The sequence below is a fragment of the Paenibacillus paridis genome (assembly GCF_006345825.1).
Taxonomy (GTDB): domain Bacteria; phylum Bacillota; class Bacilli; order Paenibacillales; family Paenibacillaceae; genus Pristimantibacillus; species Pristimantibacillus paridis.
On sequence record NZ_VCIX01000070.1, the window covers coordinates 1 to 17,596 of the forward strand.

Annotated in this window: 18 protein-coding genes and 1 pseudogene; 1 reads left to right on the plus strand and 18 read right to left on the minus strand. The window is 49.0% G+C overall.

Going from position 1 to position 17,596, the window contains the following annotated elements; genetic code table 11:
- Window positions 1-458 precede the first annotated feature (458 nt).
- A complete protein-coding gene (locus FJQ58_RS04425) occupies window positions 459-1,346 on the minus strand; it encodes a nucleotidyltransferase-like protein (RefSeq protein ID WP_238403791.1) in 888 nt (295 codons plus the stop codon).
- A gap of 154 nt (window positions 1,347-1,500) precedes the next feature.
- Here FJQ58_RS04425 and FJQ58_RS04430 point away from each other — a divergent pair, with 154 nt between their 5' ends.
- Window positions 1,501-1,860 (plus strand): YgzB family protein, encoded by a 360-nt coding sequence (locus tag FJQ58_RS04430; RefSeq protein WP_139991228.1) that lies wholly within the window; start codon window positions 1,501-1,503, stop codon window positions 1,858-1,860.
- 106 nt (window positions 1,861-1,966) lie between these two features.
- Here the strand turns inward: FJQ58_RS04430 and FJQ58_RS04435 are convergent, their stop codons facing one another.
- From FJQ58_RS04435 to FJQ58_RS04515, 17 genes and pseudogenes are all read right to left on the minus strand, one after another.
- The gene (locus tag FJQ58_RS04435; RefSeq protein ID WP_238403807.1) at window positions 1,967-3,691 is read right to left on the minus strand and encodes a glycosyl hydrolase family 18 protein; all 1,725 of its coding nucleotides are present in this window, start codon (window positions 3,689-3,691) and stop codon (window positions 1,967-1,969) included.
- Window positions 3,692-3,808: 117 nt separating this feature from the next.
- Window positions 3,809-4,243 (minus strand): peroxide-responsive transcriptional repressor PerR, encoded by a 435-nt coding sequence (perR, locus tag FJQ58_RS04440; protein WP_139991230.1) that lies wholly within the window; start codon window positions 4,241-4,243, stop codon window positions 3,809-3,811.
- 74 nt (window positions 4,244-4,317) lie between these two features.
- Window positions 4,318-6,204, minus strand: a complete 1,887-nt coding sequence (locus FJQ58_RS04445) for a DUF4097 family beta strand repeat-containing protein (RefSeq protein WP_162341298.1) — start codon at window positions 6,202-6,204, stop codon at window positions 4,318-4,320.
- 62 nt (window positions 6,205-6,266) lie between these two features.
- Entirely contained in the window at window positions 6,267-6,977 is a 711-nt protein-coding gene (locus FJQ58_RS04450) for an MgtC/SapB family protein (protein WP_139991232.1), read from the minus strand.
- A 145-nt stretch (window positions 6,978-7,122) separates the two neighbouring features.
- Window positions 7,123-8,562, minus strand: a complete 1,440-nt coding sequence (gatB, locus tag FJQ58_RS04455) for an Asp-tRNA(Asn)/Glu-tRNA(Gln) amidotransferase subunit GatB (RefSeq protein WP_139991233.1) — start codon at window positions 8,560-8,562, stop codon at window positions 7,123-7,125.
- 36 nt (window positions 8,563-8,598) lie between these two features.
- Entirely contained in the window at window positions 8,599-10,056 is a 1,458-nt protein-coding gene (gatA, locus tag FJQ58_RS04460) for an Asp-tRNA(Asn)/Glu-tRNA(Gln) amidotransferase subunit GatA (protein ID WP_139991234.1), read from the minus strand.
- A gap of 35 nt (window positions 10,057-10,091) precedes the next feature.
- On the minus strand, window positions 10,092-10,379 hold the full coding sequence (gatC, locus tag FJQ58_RS04465; protein ID WP_139991235.1) for an Asp-tRNA(Asn)/Glu-tRNA(Gln) amidotransferase subunit GatC: 288 nt from the start codon (window positions 10,377-10,379) through the stop codon (window positions 10,092-10,094).
- A gap of 176 nt (window positions 10,380-10,555) precedes the next feature.
- Window positions 10,556-10,912, minus strand: a pseudogene (locus tag FJQ58_RS04470) (ATPase); the annotation flags it as partial.
- A gap of 105 nt (window positions 10,913-11,017) precedes the next feature.
- Window positions 11,018-11,863: an ABC transporter permease gene (locus FJQ58_RS04475; protein ID WP_139991236.1), complete on the minus strand. Its 846-nt coding sequence runs from the start codon at window positions 11,861-11,863 to the stop codon at window positions 11,018-11,020.
- Complete coding sequence (locus tag FJQ58_RS04480) at window positions 11,860-12,810, minus strand: ABC transporter ATP-binding protein (RefSeq protein WP_139991237.1); 951 nt, start codon at window positions 12,808-12,810, stop codon at window positions 11,860-11,862. The genes FJQ58_RS04475 and FJQ58_RS04480 overlap by 4 nt, the downstream gene beginning before the upstream one ends.
- Window positions 12,807-13,016 (minus strand): PLD nuclease N-terminal domain-containing protein, encoded by a 210-nt coding sequence (locus tag FJQ58_RS04485; RefSeq protein WP_238403796.1) that lies wholly within the window; start codon window positions 13,014-13,016, stop codon window positions 12,807-12,809. The genes FJQ58_RS04480 and FJQ58_RS04485 overlap by 4 nt, the downstream gene beginning before the upstream one ends.
- A gap of 33 nt (window positions 13,017-13,049) precedes the next feature.
- Window positions 13,050-13,274 (minus strand): sigmaY antisigma factor component, encoded by a 225-nt coding sequence (locus FJQ58_RS04490; RefSeq protein ID WP_139991238.1) that lies wholly within the window; start codon window positions 13,272-13,274, stop codon window positions 13,050-13,052.
- A complete protein-coding gene (locus tag FJQ58_RS04495; RefSeq protein ID WP_139991239.1) occupies window positions 13,262-13,600 on the minus strand; it encodes a YxlC family protein in 339 nt (112 codons plus the stop codon). Before FJQ58_RS04495 ends, FJQ58_RS04490 begins: the two co-directional genes overlap by 13 nt.
- The gene (sigY, locus tag FJQ58_RS04500; protein WP_139991240.1) at window positions 13,587-14,120 is read right to left on the minus strand and encodes an RNA polymerase sigma factor SigY; all 534 of its coding nucleotides are present in this window, start codon (window positions 14,118-14,120) and stop codon (window positions 13,587-13,589) included. Before sigY ends, FJQ58_RS04495 begins: the two co-directional genes overlap by 14 nt.
- Before the next feature lie 177 nt (window positions 14,121-14,297).
- Entirely contained in the window at window positions 14,298-15,848 is a 1,551-nt protein-coding gene (locus FJQ58_RS04505; protein WP_162341300.1) for a PH domain-containing protein, read from the minus strand.
- Window positions 15,841-16,320 (minus strand): PH domain-containing protein, encoded by a 480-nt coding sequence (locus tag FJQ58_RS04510; RefSeq protein ID WP_139991242.1) that lies wholly within the window; start codon window positions 16,318-16,320, stop codon window positions 15,841-15,843. Before FJQ58_RS04510 ends, FJQ58_RS04505 begins: the two co-directional genes overlap by 8 nt.
- A gap of 21 nt (window positions 16,321-16,341) precedes the next feature.
- Window positions 16,342-17,565 carry a M24 family metallopeptidase gene (locus FJQ58_RS04515; protein ID WP_338016122.1) on the minus strand — a complete coding sequence of 408 codons (1,224 nt, stop codon included), beginning with the start codon at window positions 17,563-17,565 and terminating at the stop codon, window positions 16,342-16,344.
- Window positions 17,566-17,596: the final 31 nt, after the last annotated feature.

The following is a 17,596-nucleotide window of genomic DNA, read 5'->3' on the forward strand; positions in this document are numbered from 1 at the left end:
ACTTTTTATCGCTTTTTCGCTTATCCCGAAGGATTTGCGAGGCAGTTATTACTCGTTGTTCAGTTTTCAAAGAGCAATCTTTTCTTTCGTGTCAACCGCGTATTTCGTATCGGCGACTTTTATAATATATCACGTTCGCCTATCTCTTTGCAAGTACTTTTTTTCGTTTTTCGACATTTTTTTTAAATTGTCGTTTTCGCGATTATGTATCCTGTAAAAGCGGCGAGTCCTAATATATCATCTGACACTCAATTAAGTCAAGCCTGTTTTATCATTTTTTTCAAACATGCTTAAATGACTACGCCCATCCTTTTACGTTGAAGGCCCACCTTCTTATAAAATATAGGCATACCATTAAGTTGAAGAGCTTATCGATTCGAATATGGGATAAAAAAAAGCGCCTCTACGCCGCTGCAATTGCCGACATAGAAAACGCTTTGTTCATTAGTATAGAAGCATTAATTTTTGTATGCGTGGTTAATCATATAGCGAAGCTCAAGTGCACCGATATCCCCTAGCTCATGCATGACTGCGACCTCACGTATATACTCGCGCTTCACCAGCTTTTGCAGAATAAGCGATAAATCGACATGTAATATATGTATGGAAGAATGGGCTTGCAGCTCAGCAATGCTCCATGGCTCCTCGCGGCTGCCAAGAATATCAAATAACAAAGTACAGCTTGTTTTCATTTTGCTCATAACGGAGAACTCACAGCCCAGCATGACGAGCTGCACGCGCTGCTCCAATGTTTCAGGACTGACCGTTAGCTCTTCGTAAAGCTTATATATACCAGGATGTACCCGCTTCAGCTGCTTCCAAACGGTAAGCTCAGGATGTCGTCCTTCTTCTATTAGAACAATATGAGCCCAATGATGAAGTGCCGTCAAGGTATGGCTATACGCATCCAGAAGGTTACCATCCAACAAGTCCTGCTTCGCTTGCAAATACGTTCTTAAAAATCCTGCAAACTCCGTAAACTGTTTTTGCTCCCGCATCGAATGAGGAAATTGAAGCAAGCTCGTACGTACACTGCTTAAATAGCCGTCGCGATCCAACAAGATCTCCCCCCGAACTAGCCACTCAATGATATTGCGATTTTCACCACCTGCAAGCCATTCATTCAAGCCACTTTTGTTGATGGTCCGAATCAGTACCCGCTTGTCTTCAATCTGGATATGTTCCATTTCATTCCGTGTTCCCTCTTCCTTCATTACAACAAGCACTAATGAATCCAATCCATCGATTAATGGATTGTAAGGGTATGGGTTTTCAATAACAGCCAATCCGGCCAAATCCGGCTCATTCCGATAGCTGTCTGCGAAGTGCGCTTTTATATGTTCCACTGGTTCCTCCATATAGCTAATCACATTTTATTAAGCTATAATAATAATCTACAGTTTTATTCTTTTTCGACAGGTTGGAGGCACATTCCTGCTTACGATCTTAGAAAACAATGTCAAATTCATATGACAATAAAGTTAGGAAGGGTTTGAACCTATGAAGAAGTTCTTTTTCAAGTCAGCCAAAATCAATGAGTTCCGCCTATGGGGCCTTGTTTTCACCCTTGTCGGCATGGGCGTAATGATACTCGGCACTGCCGGCATCGTATTCTGGGGGTCCGCAGGCAAGATCATTGCCGCTATTTTTATGGTCATCGGGATGATTTCATTGCTCATCAGCGTTGCCGTTTACTTCTGGGCCGGTATGATGTCAACAAGCGCAACAATGCTGCAGTGTCCAGAGTGCGGCCGCCCAACGAAAATGCTTGGAAAAACTGATCGCTGCATGTACTGCAAAACGATGCTTACGCTCGATCCTGATCAAGCGACCCATAGCCCTACAGAGCAACAAGCATAGTAGCCCAGTACATACTTACGGGCTAGCTGTAAGAACTACATTCCTTCAAATAGAAACGCCCTCTTCCATTTCATGCGAAGAGGGCGTTTCTTGTATGAACTAAAAATTAGGGCCTAAGCTTGATGGCATCGTCGATCGTTTTCCAAATCGCTGGCGTCTGGAATGCACGCTGCCAGGTAGCCACACCTGCCAGATCATATTTCCGCACGAGCGCAACCCGCGCTTTCAAAGAAGTATCGTCCTCGATCCAAATTCGCTTCAGGTCGCCTTCTTCCGTATACTCCACATAATTTTGGCCAGCGGCTGCATCAAATTTTGGAGTCAATTTGTTGGTGGCTATAATCTCCTTGACTCGTTCCATCCCAACTGCCTTAGAAGAAACCGCAATTTTTCCGTCCTCGCCTTTCTTCTCCGTCCAAATGCGAGTATATAGCGGCATGCTAAGTATAAGCTTGCCAGCGGGAACGCCATCCTCCTGCATAATCCGAACCAATGAGCTCTCCGTCCAAGGAAGCGATGCGACTGAACCTGATTTCGGGCTTGCTGCCCAGTGCTCATCATAAGCCATAACCATCATATAATCGACGATCCCGCCTAACGCCGCGCGGTCAAGAAACAACGACCACATTTCGCTATTCGACTTTGGAGTTACGTCTACGGATACGACCAGTCCCTGCTCATGAAGGAGCGGCGTTAGCTCACGTACGAATTGCACGAAATTGGCCTTGTCCGCTGTATGCACATTTTCGAAATCGATATTGATGCCCTGCAAATGATATACCTTCGCAAAAGCAATCAGCTGCTGGATCATCGAGAAGCGCGTATCCGCGCTTGCCAAAGCTTTCGTCGTTCGGTCCGGCTCAAAATCGTTGCTGAACAACGCCCATATTTGCAAGCCTTCCTGATGCGCCCATTTCACATATGCCGGGTCAGCCTTGCCTTTAATCGTACCTTTATCATCTGCCAGAGCAAACCAAGTTGGACTCACGACGTTCAAGCCTTGCATGCTGTTAATCTTCGTCGTGTCGATTTTTCTCTCATACACAGCTTCCCACGTCATATTAATTTTATTACCCAGCACTTTCCACGCAATAAATGGCGGCTCCGAAGCAGGTTCCGCGACTTGGCTGATTGTCGTCAGCTTGATATCTTTTTTGTTCATGTAGCCCGTTAGGCCACTGCTGTTCTGAACTAGCAGCCATCCGTCCTGTTCTTCCCAAATTCTCACCGTATCCGCCTGCGGCACCTTTGCAATGAACGGTGCTCTTATCGTCGGCTCGATACGAATGGCAGCTCCTTTCTCAGGAATGGCTTCCGCAAGTTGAACCGTATCCCCCGCAGATAGCAGCGTGACGACCGATGTATCCTCCATAAATTCCACCTGAAGCCCGTATAGCTCCTGCAAAGGCTCTGCGGGAATATAGACCGTGTCTTCCGTTTTCTCCGCAGCAATCGTCAGATTATAAGGTTTCTGATTAATCGTTGCCGTCAAGGAATCCGTCTTTAGATGAAGCACTTTATTCGCTGTTGTCAGTACGATAGATCCCGAATCCGCTTCGTAGCGGATAGGCTTGTCCTCTCCAAGTACCTGCTGCACGACTTCAAGCGGCAGTTTAACCTCGCTATTTTCAACAATGGCGCCTCGACCTGCTTCAACCCCGCGAACCATAATCGGATATTCCGTTTGATACTCGGGGGAAACCATTTCGCCACTCGGTATAAATCGCATATATCCAAACCAGCACAAGGCTGCAATCATTCCAACAAAAAATAACAATAGCAAGCTCCGGGCGCCTCTATTTCCTTTCCTGCGCGGTGTCCGGTTGTACATCGTTTCCAAATCATCACTCTCCTATATCATTGCAGTATGTCTCTTCAAATGATAATAAAAAACGTGCAGATTAGCGTTTCATCGCTTCCCGGCACGTTATTGCAGGCTAAATGCCCATTATTTCACTGATGTAGTATTACAAGTCGAACATATTCCGTATATTTCCATCCGGTGACCTTCCACCACGAAACCCGTTACACGTGACGCGGCCCGCTCGACCTCGAGCAGCGGCGGATGATGGAAATCAACAATTGATCCGCAGCTTTTGCATATCGCATGATAATGATCCGACAAATCCGAATCGAATCGGCTTGAATCATCGCCATACGTTAGCTCACGCACTAATCCAGCTTCTACAAATAAACGCAGATTATTATATATGGTAGCTACGCTCATGCTCGGATAGGTTGGAGAGAGCGCTTTATAAATTTCATCTGCAGTCGGATGGGACATAGAGTCCATCAAGTAGCTTAATATGGCGTGACGTTGCGGGGTCATTCGGACGCCATTCATCTTCAGTTGCTCCAATGCTAAGTTAACGCTGGCTCCCATTCCCCTCACGCCCTTCCTAAGTAATTACAACCATTGTACGTTCTTTTTTAAGAGTTTGTCAATGAAAGCGCCTTTTATGACAGCCCAAATTGCTTGATAGCAATGCTATTGGTTGCATTGATTTGAATCCGGAAAGTGCCGTCGCCTATAGTGCCTCTTACCGTTTTCTTGCTGACCTCAAGAGGCAGCTGGGACGTAATATTACCGAAAGTTACCGATCCGTAAACGATAAAATCGCCGTCCTCCGGCATCGAAAGCTTGATCTCGCCCACCGAGCTGTCCAAGTCCCAATCCCCGCCGACAATGCTGCTGTTCAGCTCAATACTTCCGTTGAGCGTGTCTGCTTTCACTGAAGCGCCCGCGCCGTCTAATTTAATTTTGCCGTTTTTGGTTTCCGCTTCGACGTTTCCTTCGATTGCCTTAAGCTCCAAGCTTCCGTTAAGCGTGTTAGCAAATAGTTTCCCTTGGATAGACGATGCGACAATCGTGCCGTTTTTGGTTTCAAGCGTACTGTCTCCGGTTATGCCACTCACCGTAATGCCGCCGTTATTACCTTTGACGGTAACCGCGCCTCGAATGTTGCTCACGGTAACGATTCCGCTGTTACTGCGGATGTCCAGTCCTCCAGGCAGCGTCAGCGCTTGAATATCCACTGAGCCGTTGCCCGATTCCACCTTCAGCTTCAAAGCCGGTTTCGGGTCTTCTTCGATCTCGAGCGTCGGCGTTGGGCTTATATTCAAAGGTGTCTCTTCATTGGTTAGCTGCTCTTCACCCAGCGGCATATCCGATGTGCCAGGGGTTGGCGTTGCTTCCAAAAGCTCCGTCTCCGTGCTGTCAGTCTCCTCAGCCGTAACTACCGTATTCTCTCCTTCGATCAGGCTTTGCGTCCCCTCGGGCAGCAGCGTTTCAAGAGGAGTTTCCTCCACTTGGAGCTGATCGGACAAGGACTGCGGTACGGTAATAATCATATTCATCCTTGGCTTTTTGCTGCCGTTCGCGCCATAGCTCTGCGCTTTGGCTTCCAAGGTTAATTCTTTGCCCGGGTTGATTTTTACAGTCGATTGCTCCGCAATGGGATCAGCCTCCGTCTTCTCCGCGACATCCACCCATACGGCCGTCAATACCTCAATTTCCTGTACGTCACCCGAACGCACCGTAACCTGTCCATTAGGGTTTACGATCCGAATGAGTGAAGCCTCTTCGTCTAATGGCACTTTCATGATCGTTTTGTCATACCGGAAGCCCTTTTCTTCCCCAAACTCGGTAGCCCCGTTAAGATCCACATTAAATTGATCCAGCCAGCGAAAAGGAATATCCGCATATTGCGTAACTACGTACGCAGTAAGCGTAATCAGAATGGCGACCATGCTTCCCGCAACATCAAGCTTGAGCTTTTTCTCCGCTCCTTTGAACTTGAGACTGAAGAGAATCGTTTCCAGACCTAATAATATGAATATGACCGGCCACCATTGTCCCAGTAGCGAAATATCATTCCGCCCCTTCAGTTGGTCCCATAGGAGCAGCGCCCCGACAGTCAGCACCAGCGCTGCTGCCGTAAAACGCCCCAATTTAAACATAGACACCGACCCTTTCCGTAAACGCAGCAACAACATAATCGAAGCAATCATAATGATAGGACCTACGCTCAGCTCCGCAAGCTCATTCATCCAAGGCAATAACGCATGCGGAGGTTTGACCAAAACAAGCATAACCGCTCCGGCTGCAAAGAGCAGAACGCCATGCATCAAACGTAAAGCTACGGGGCTTGAATCTTCCGCCTCTGCGCTTTGCAATGAGTCGAACACACTAATAAAATAAAAAACGGGGAGCATGATTCCCAAATATACGATCAGCAGCAAGTGTCTTCCGCCATCAGAATCCGCCAACCGAACGATTGCCGTCAAGTCCAGCCAGAAGGCTGCGATTAAGAGAAGGCCTTTTGGATGCTGGCCCGTATACATATGCCCTGCTCCTGGCATTGCAAAAGCCAATAAAACGGTGAGCAGCCTATTCTTCGATCGTCTTATTCCGAGCTGACCCAACGTACACCCTCCAAATGCTTTATTTTATCAAGAAGAACAAGCAATGCTTCCGATTTCGGCAATGTAATGTAGAGCTGTAGTTGAAGAAGCTCTCCTTCCGCCTCATCTGCGCACTCCTCAAGCTTCATTTTGCGCATCGTAATCTTTTGGTCCGTCATCAGCGCATTGATATCCAGCATGACTTGGGACAAATCATTCGCTTTAATGATCAATAAATGCTCTTTCCTCGCGTTTATGTACCTTTTCTCCAGTTTATTAAAAGCCCACAGTGTGATGAGAACCATAACTGTAGCGGTACCTGAGGCAAAATAAAAACCGGCGCCCACGGCAAGTCCAATGGCCGATACGACCCATAGCGAAGCCGCCGTGGTCAAACCGGTTATTGATTTCCCCGTGAATAAAATGGTCCCTGCTCCTAGGAATCCAATGCCCGTAATAACCGCAGCTGCTAGTCGCGCCGGGTCAACCCTAACATTCGGCTGATCAACGAATGCCGAGAAGCCATACATCGAAAGCAGCATCAACAAGCATGAGCCCAAACAAACCAAGATGTTGGTCCGTAATCCAGCCGCATGATTAGACTGCTCGCGTTCGAAGCCTATCAAGCCGCCAAGCAGCAAGGCAAGCACCAGCCTAAGCAAAATATGCAGCTCGCTAATTGCCCAAGGATTGTGAAGCGCACTTAATTCCATAAGCGATCCCGACCTTTCTATATTCGTTATTGTAACATAATTGCCTGCTGGTGTTGGAGTTTACGGGTGGCTTGACTTGCATGGGATATAGAAAAAAGACGCGAATCATCCCTGGGATAATCCGCGTCTTAGCAGTTGTATATGTTTATTTTAGCCGCTCGATCAACAGCTTGTTGGCGAGTGCCGGATTAGCTTTTCCTTTAGAGGCTTTCATAATCTGTCCGACTAGGAACCCGATCGCTTTATCTTTGCCGGCTCTATAATCCTCAACAGATTGTGGATTCGCTTCAATGATTTGATCTACGATTTGCAGAACGGCACCTTCGTCGCTTATTTGAACAAGCCCTTGCTCCTCAACGATTTGCTGTGGCAGCTTGCCCGTTTCCAGCATTGCCTTAAACACCGTTTTGGCAATTTTTCCGTTGATCGTGCCTTTCTCAAGCAAGCCGATCATTTCGCCAAGGCCTTGTCCGGTTATTTTCACATCGCTGATTTCCTGACTGTTTGCATTCAAATAGCCGAGCAAATCGCCCATGATCCAGTTAGACACGGATTTGGAATCTTTTGTATAAGAGAGGCTCTCCTCGAAGAAATCCGCGAGTTTTTTGGATGATGTAATCACTTCCGCATCATAGGATGGCAAGCTATAATCGACCGTGTATCTCGCTTTCCGTGCATCCGGCAGTTCCGGTATGGTCGCGCGAATGCTTTGCTTCCACTCTTCGCTGATGTGCAGGGAAACCAAATCCGGGTCTGGGAAGTAGCGGTAATCATGTGCTTCTTCTTTGCCACGCATCGAGAAGGACTTGCCAACCGCATCATCAAACCGCCGAGTCTCCTGAATTACGATTCCGCCGCCATCCAAAATTTCCGCTTGGCGGAATTGCTCGTATTCAAGACCACGCTGAACGCCGCGGAAGGAGTTCATGTTTTTGAGCTCTGCACGCGTGCCGAATTCCTTCTGTCCATAAGGGCGCAGACTGATGTTCGCGTCGCAGCGAAGGCTGCCCTCTTCCATCTTAACATCTGACACATCGCAATACTGCATGATCGCTTTGATCTTCTCCAAATAAGCCTTCGCTTCCTCAGGCGTCCGGATATCCGGCTCTGAAACAATCTCGATCAGCGGCGTGCCAACGCGGTTGAAATCGACAAGGGACGCATAGCCGCCATCCACATGTGTCAGCTTGCCCGCATCCTCTTCCAGATGAAGCCGCGTAATGCCGATACGCTTGGTCTCACCGTTCACTTCGATTTCAATCCAGCCATGCTCGCCGATCGGCTGGTCGAATTGCGAAATTTGGTAAGCTTTCGGAGAATCCGGGTAAAAGTAGTTTTTACGGTCAAACTTGCTAATATCAGCAATCTGGCAGTTCAAGGCCATAGCCGCCTTCATCGCATATTCAACCGCTTGGCGGTTCAATACCGGCAGAACGCCGGGATGCCCAAGGCAGACCGGGCAGGTATGGGTATTCGGAGGCGCACCGAAAGCTGTGGAGCAGCCGCAAAAGATTTTGCTGTTCGTGTGCAGCTCCACATGGACTTCCAGCCCGACAACCGTTTCGTATTTGTTCGGTTCAGACATTCGTATCGATCCCTTCGTAAACGTATATATATCCGCTTATAGCTGCGGACGTTGTTTATGATGCTCCGTATGCTGCTCGAACGCATGAGCGGCGCGCAGCACCGTCGATTCGTCGAACGCTTTCCCGATAATTTGCAAGCCGATTGGCAAGCCATCAGCCGTACCGCAAGGAACGCTAATCGCGGGAACGCCCGCCAAGCTTACCGGTATCGTACAAATATCATTTAAGTACATCGTCAACGGATCGCCAACCTGCTCTCCGATACGGAACGCAGGCGTCGGAGCCGTAGGTCCGATGATGAGGTCATATTGGTTAAATACATTGTCAAAATCTTGCTTAATCAGCGTCCGCACTTTTTGTGCTTTCAAGTAATAAGCATCGTAATAGCCGGAGCTAAGCGCATAGGTGCCCAGCATGATCCGGCGCTTCACTTCGGCGCCAAAGCCTTCGCTGCGCGATTTTTTGTACAGATCAATCAAATTCTCAGGATTTTCCGCACGCACGCCGTAGCGCACGCCGTCAAATCGAGCAAGGTTCGATGAGGCTTCCGAGGAAGCAAGCAGGTAATAGGTTGCGATTGCGTATTCCGTGTGAGGCAGTGAAACCTCTTCCCACGTTGCGCCAAGCGATTCATACACCGCCAAAGCTTGCAGTACCGCTTCCTTAACCCGCGGATCGATGCCCGCTCCCAGATATTCTTTAGGCACGCCGATGCGAAGCCCTTTCACATCGCCAGTCAAAGCCGAAGTGTAATCCGGGATTTCGACATTAGCCGAGGTAGAATCGCTTGCGTCATATCCTGCAATAGCTTGCAGTACGTAAGCGGAATCCTCTACATTTTTGGTAAGTGGCCCGATTTGGTCAAGCGACGAAGCAAACGCAACGAGGCCAAAGCGCGATACGAGGCCATAGGTTGGCTTCAGACCGACAATGCCGCAATAAGCTGCTGGCTGACGAATCGATCCGCCCGTGTCAGAGCCAAGCGAGAAATACACTTGGCCGGCAGCAACCGATGCCGCCGAACCGCCGCTTGAGCCACCAGGCACGTATTCGGTGTTCCATGGGTTACGCGTAGGGAAGTAGCTTGAATTTTCATTTGAGCCGCCCATAGCGAATTCATCCATATTGAGTTTTCCAATAGTTACGGATTGGGCTGCCTTCAGCTTGCGAACGACCGTCGCATCGTAAATCGGATTGTGATTGCTAAGGAACTGGCTCGCACACGTAGTCAAGAGCCCTTCCGTCACGATATTATCCTTCACTCCCGCGGGCAATCCGAACAGCAAACCGCGTTCGCCGCCTTCTTGCAATTGCTTGTCCAGCTCGGAAGCCTGCAAGCGCGCATTCTCTTCATTTAATGTAATAAAAGCCTGGATCGCAGGCTCGGTTTCCGCAATTCTCGCATACGATGCGCTAACCAGCTCAGTAACGGATAGTTCCTTGTTGTTAAGCTTGTTATGTACATCCTGCAGGCGCAAATCAAACAGTGCCAACAGTAGTTCCTCCCTTCATATCAAACCCATTCGTATTATTCAAGTACCGCTGGTACTTTAAATTGTCCATCTTCTTCATCCGGCGCATTAAGCAGCACCTTTTCAATCGGCAGCGACGGGCGCTTCTCGTCCGCACGCATAACGTTTTTAATCGGCAGTACATGGCTCGTCGGCTCCACGTTATCCGTGTCGAGGCCGTCAAGCTTCTCTGCGTATTTCAAAATCGCATTAAGCTGTTCCGTAAACTGGTCCTTCTCCGCATCGGACAGCTCCAACCGTGCCAGTCTCGCGACATGCTCTACATCCTTGGGCGTAATGCTCATCAGGTATTCTTCCTTTCCTATTTCCTGTAATCATTCTTCCCATTATATCGCACATCAAGGGCGAACAGCAATGAAAACGGCAAACGACTTGATTAGTGCAGCAAAAAAAAAACTGCCCCGCTGTCAGCAAAGTGACATACAGAACAGTCTGCGGCTTGCAGCTGCGTTCTAAATCNGCGGATAAAATCTGCCGGACTGAGCTGTTCCTTGCCGGCAAGTTCCGCCTCTGGCTCCGGTTCTTCGCCGCCGTTCATAATGCGCTTGAACAACTCCTCATTATGAGTAGCGAGTGCAAAATCAATAAGCGCTTCCCGCTCGATGCGGTCAACCTCGTCTTGAATAAGCACCTCTTCAAGCTCAACGTCTTCATCGGGAATAAGAAAATTCCGGTTAGCCGAAGGAACTCTAAGCACATAATCAAATACATTATCCGCATTACGGTCGTACGCTATTATATAACCATGCTCCCCTATGGGAAGGTTTTGTTCGTATTGGTCAGCCACAATGACGACCTTTGTGCCTAGTTGTAGCATCGTCCTCAACTCCTGTTTCTTCGTCGCTGATTCTTTCACTACTATCCTACTAAAAAATAATAGCGGTGTCCAATCGAAGAGAGAGTTCATAGAGTTGTTTTTTTATTATTCGACCGCCGAGCTTCTGCGTAGAGCGCCTGCAGCCGCACAAACCGCCGCAATCATGCCGATAAAAACGACTAGTATAGCCAAGCTAAATTCTCCGCTGTCGGAAATTCCAGTAGCAACCGCCTGAGAAGCAAAGCCGCTGAGCGCACCTGGACTCCAGCCAAGCGCCTTGGGAAATAACCCCGCCAGCAAGGATAACACAATCGAACTGACTAACGAGGAAAAGGCTGCTGCGGCTGGGCTTCTAAGCAGCGAGCTAAAGAGTATCGCAGTGGTTACCACAAAAGATAGCCAAAGCCCATAGATGAGCAGACTGCCAATCACCTTATTCAGCGGAACCGCACCAATCAGCAGCCCCGTATAGTACCATGACGCCAAATATCCTGCTGCAAGTGAACCCCATGCCAACATAAGCATTGCCGTCCATTTCGATCCGACATAAGAGAGCAGCGATACTGGCTTGACGAGAATAAGCGATGCCGCTCCGCTATTGCGCTCGCCAGACACGGTGCCCATGCAGACGAGCACCAGCACTAAAATACCAAGCGTACCGAACTGCTGCAGCGTTTGAGCTAGCACCTCTGCAGCCTGCGGCAATGGAATATCAATAACGGTTCCATCCGGTAAGCTGCCAGCGTGCTCAAGTATTGCTGGCATATAATAAGTAGACACCGGCTGCATGATGCCAAGTAAAATAAAAACGAGTGGAACCCATAATAGCTTGAAGCTGCGTACGAGCTCGAGAAGCTCCTTTTCAACCATCACCCTATACCGGGTCATGCTTGAGGATAGAGGAGGGTTGGCTACAGAAACCGACGGCGATGCCTTCGCTTCGCTGCTCATCCGGTCACCACCTTCATGAATAAATCTTCCAATGAGGTATGGCCAACTTCCAGCCTGCTCACCTTGACCTGCTCGTGCGCTAGCTCCTCCATCAGCATCCTTCTAGCAGCATCCATCTCTCTGACAGTAAAACGCGCTATACCGTTTTGCAGCTGAATATCTTGAAATAAAGCACCCTCATCCTTTTTGTTCAAAAGGCTCTGAATGCGCCTAGAAAAAGAGGTCATCCAACGCTGCGAATGCTCGTCCTGCTCGACTTGGAGTTCTATCGTAGGTTTACGGTGGTCTTCGCGAATTCGGTCTATTGCCCCTTGCAAAGCAATCTGCCCGTTTCGAATGATGATGACATCATCGCAAAGCGCCTCTGCATCATGAAGCACATGAGTAGAAAACAGCACCGTCGTTTCCTGCTTCAGCTCGCGCAGAAGTTCCAGCACTTCTTTACGGCCAAGCGGATCAAGCGCGGATACCGGCTCATCCATAACGAGCAGCTTAGGCTGGTGAACGAGCGCCTGTGCCAGACCAAGCCGCTGCTTCATTCCCCCCGAATAAGAACCGATCCGCCTCTTGGCTGCGCCGGAAATGCCGACCCGCTCAAGCAGCGCTTTGGTCCGTAGTTTGGCGGTTGCAGCGCTAAGTCCGCATAAGCGCCCCGCATAAACGAGATATTCGGTTCCCGTCATCCAAGAATAGAATGAGGGTGATTGCGGAAGGTAGCCGATTAAGCTCCGATGATGGCCGCTTTCGGCCGCCCCTTGAAATTCCATCTCGCCCGAGGTCTGCTTCAGCAGTCCGGTAATCATTCGGATTGTCGTCGTTTTGCCTGCCCCATTTGGTCCTAACAATGCCACGCAGTGCCCTTCTTTGATCGTAAAATCAATATCTGAAACGGCCTTTACAGCACCGAAAGACTTGCTCAATCCCTTCACTTGCAGCAGTGTTGTCATCCATCCGTCCTCCTTCCCGCAATAAAGAAAGCAATCGGGCCAAATATATTCACAAATATAATGATCAACACCCAAACCCACTTCGGTCCCCGCGTACGCTCTGCTTTGGCGCATAATACTAACGCAATGACCATCAGGATCAATTGAATGACGATAATTGGCGCAATAATAGGCAAAATTTGCGATAAATCAATGGATTCCTTCATAAAAAAAGCCCCTTCCTTCTAAACATGGACAGTTTATTCCCTTTTCTTCTTGCTTGGGCTGCGCGAAAACCACCCGCTCCGCACAAAGATAAAATAAAATAACAACGGCATTGGCGTTTGGATCAAGCCCCATAATCCCCATAGCCAAGGCATGCTATCTCGTTTGCGAGCATCGATAAATAACCAGGTGGACTGTGCAATTAGTATAGGAATGAGCACTATCCAGAACCATAGCGGCAAAACCTTCAGCTCTTCCATGTGCTCACCTTCCTTCGTCTGAACCTCATGGTGACAAATGAAATTCCGCCTACTGCGATGCAAATCTGAAGAATACCAAACCACACCACGTTTCGGTCGAGCACCCATAACATTAGGCCAAGAATGAAACAAGCGATCAACCAAAACAGCAGCAGCTCCTTCCACAGCCGTTTTTTCATTTCTTGCTTGTGATCATCCACAAGCGCTTCAAACTGCTGCAGGCCAGGGACCTTCGGCGCATGAACAGCGTCAAACTGAGTCACCGCGTCTTTTAGCCGATCCTCGAACCACAATTGATCTTCTATTTCCTCATCAGGCTTCTTCATGCTCCGTAAGCTCCTTCCGCAGCTGCTTTAAACCGTTGTACAGCCTCGATTTTACCGTTCCGACAGGAATGTCCAGCATGGAGGAAATTTCCTCCTGCGCATAACCGTAATAATATTTAAGCAGCACGGGAATCCGGATATCGCTGCTAAGCTGCCCTAACGCTTGAAGCGCCTCCGGCCATTCGTTCCCCTGCTGTAGCGTATCAAAGCGGATCGAACGCAGAGACTGCTGCTCCTGCAGCCAATGCTTCTCCAGCTCATTTCGCCGAATTCGATCTACGACGAGCCTCGATGCGATTGTAATGAGCCAAGTTGAAAATTTCGATTTCCCTTGAAAAGTCGATATTTTCTCGATTGCCTTCAACATCGTCTCCTGCGTAAGATCCTCTGCGCGAATTTTGTTCATCGTTACCTTAAGCAAGTACTGGTAAAGAAAAGAATACTGCTGCTGCAGCAGCTCAGAAAGCGCTCGCGAGTCGCCGCGAACCGCTTGCTTGATTAGCTTCTTCTCGTCATGCACGAGCGCGTAACCTCCTTGCGTTCAATTACTTATTGCTATGACGGATAGAGTCCCCATTTCGTTCACTCGGTTTTCAAAAAAATATTTAAGCGATCATTTCGTTTCTAACTAAAAGATAAAAAAACAGCCGTCGAAGCAAGAAACGCTTCTGCAGCTGCTGTATGGATTGTCGCTATGCTATTGCTTACTAAGGCTGCGGCTGTACCACCGCCACACCGGCTCAACATCATGCCGGTCCAAGCATTTGACCTGATATTCCATAGGGCTTCCGAACGCACGAACCGATAGCGTAAGCAGTTTTTTACGCTGCTGGCCTGCCGAACGGCTCGCCCGCATCGTAACAATCTGAGGCCGGCGAATCAAATACGTAGATCTCGATAAGAATCGGTTGCGCAGCGTGAGCTGTCCTTCTTGGAGCAGGACGCCTGCTGCTAGGTAACAGCTCCTTCTCCACCAGAGCATCAGTGGCAAAAGCAGCAGCGACCATAATCCATCTGTCTTGAAAAACACAATGCATCCCGCACAGATGAGCGCGGTAATCAGCAGCTCTATTCTTACGTAATAAAGCAGCGCTCGCTTCGGCGCCCCTGCCAATGCCTCATTCGATGGCAGCTTCATCTGAGGAACAAAATCATGCAGCACCCGCTCAATATCTGCCCGTTTCAAGAATGGATGCAGCATCAACTGCTCCTTCTTGTCTGAGGATACGATCTGGAGCTGAATTTCCGCGTAGCCGAACGCTTGGCGCAGCAAACCTTCATTGACGATGACAGCCTGAACCTTCTTCGGATCAAAAACAAATGACTTTTTCTCCAGCAGGCCATAAGAAACCGAAATCTGATTGCCATCCCTTTTGACGGAAAATCCGCTGTATTTGAGAATGTATAACAGGATGGAAAGCAGCCATGCACATCCAATGCCTGCAATAACAACAATGACAATAAAAATGACCCCTGGCATAAAGCTGGCCGAATCCTCTACAACCGTCTCGAAAAAGTGATCGGGCAGCAGTTGGTTAATCAAATCATCGGCAAACGAGTACACACCGGCCATAAAAGCGGCAACAAGCCCGAAATTCGTGGATGTGGCCGCCGCTTGCAACAATTGCAGCGGTCGAAGCGTAAAACTTGGCAAGGCTCGGCTTGGCTCGGCTGCTGGAGCTGATTGTGATCTCTTATTCTCGATCGGCTTGTCATTAATTTTGATGACAGGCCCTTGAGCTAGTGCGGCTGGCTGGTCCGATTGTGTAGTTAGATCTATCGGGCTGATGGTTTCCGTGCTCGTAGTCGCTTGTTTTCTCAGGACGCGCTGAATATCATTCGCTTCCTTCACCGAGAGCGCAGGCAGTATGCCTTCGGCCTTCTTGTTGCCGCCAGGCGTCTCGATCTTCACCTGCGCAACGCCGAGTATTCGCTGCACAAGCGGCTGCTCTACGTTGACAGAATGGATGCGTCCATAATAGATGGTTTTCTCGTCTCGCAGCAGCAAGCCCTTTCGAATGATGATTCGGTCCTCCTCCAGCCAAAAGCCGAAGCTTCTCCATTCAAGGAAACTGAAAACCGTAACGATGATTGCTAATGCGCCAGCTCCGGCATACCAATACCAAGCCAACTCGGTCCAATCCGTTCCCCTTACCAAGCCGATTAATATAAATGGCAAGAAGCCGCGAATCGTCTGCAGCAGCCCAAACAAAACATAGATGGGATGTAGCGTGCGGCGCTTACTCATCCTGATCATCCACCTTCGCCAAAATGCCGATTCTCCGTTTCAGATGCTCTGCTTCCGTCTGTTTTAAACCGCTGATTTTATGCGTAGTGGCAGCCGTCACAACCGAAACGCTGGCTAGGTTATACTTTCGCATTAAAGGGCCGCTTTCCAGCTCAACATGCTGCACGCGCACCATCGGAACCAACACATTGCTTATAAAAATAAGGCCAGACTGGATCTCCAGCTCATCATCAAACAGCTCATATTGAAACCGGGTATACTTCATCCTCGGAATAAGCCAAATAAACAGGATGAATGTAAGGAAAACGATTGACAAGGCGATCCAACCGGGGATGAGCGTCCAATCCCAAAGGGAAGCACAGGCCAAATAAGCGATGATGACGGCTAGAAACACACCATGCGTAATTAAACCGCTAATCCGATAAACTTTAATATAATCGCGATGAAGCCGATTCGATAACTCCCGATTCATTCCCATATCTCCCTCATGTCACTAAGGCAGGACAATAAGCTCCGCCTTCGAACGAGTCAGCGCTTTAGCGCCCTGCTCTGTAATCAAATAGCTGTTCTCGATCCCTACAACGCCTTGGCCCGGAAACGTGAATTTCGGTTCTACCGCGATGACCATGCCAGTCTCCAGCGGCATTTGAAAACCTTTGGCAAGCACCGGCCACTCGTCTATTTCCAGTCCGATGCCGTGGCCGAGAAACTTCGCCTGGTCAGCGCCAAAACCCATAAAGTGGTCCGTCAGCTTAGCCGCAGCGCACAGTTCAAGCGCATCTTCGTACAGCTTCGAGCATAACGTCCCGGGTACCATTTGCTTCTCAGAGGAAGCCATAATCTTCTCTGATATCCCATAAGCATATTGCAGTGACTCAGGCAATTCTCCGATTACCGCTGTTCGGGTCTGGTCAATGACATAACCATCCACGCAGCAGCCAATATCGATAAGAATCGGAACGTTGCGCTTGATGAGTGAGCGGCTCACGCTCTGTGGCGATGCAGCACCCAGTCCCAAACCTCCGGCAGGTCCGTCAAAATAGGATGGAACAGCGGCTTCCGCTCCTGAAATGACCATCCCCGTCGTAATTTCCTGATTAAAACCGCGCATGCGCATCAAGCCGATATGTCCGCGTATGCGCAGCTCATATTCAACGCGTGCCATCCAAGCGAGCTCGCTAACGCCTTCCTTCAGGTCATTCAGCGCTTCATTCAACGCTTCTGCCACAACTTCGGCTGCTGCTTCGATTCGGCTGATCTCCCAAGGCGCTTTGATCATCCGGAGCTTGCGCACGATCGCTGAACCGTCTATGAGCTCAGAACGTCCTTGCTTGCTTATTAATTCCATAAGCTTCAGATATAGCTGCGCTGGCAGTACATCCAAATCAGCTGCAATCTGAATTCCTTCGCTCTTATCAAACAAATACGCATACTGCTTGGCCAGCGTTTCTCCAAACATGCGAAAAGCCCCAAGCTCCGCCACGCGCAGTGCCGTCTCCTGCCTCGCGCGCTGAACGCTGCGCCGTACATAAAAAGTAGCCTCTCCAGCGCTAGGGACAAACAAATATCCATTTTGCATCGATCCGCTGAAATAATACAAATCGACATTTTGCGTGATGAGAAAAGCATCAATGTGTGCCAGCTGCATCGCTTCCTGAAGACGTGCGATACGCTCGTTGACTAGCTCGGCAGGTATATCCGGTACAATATCTATCACTTCTGACCTCAGCTCCTATAAGTTCCCTCCC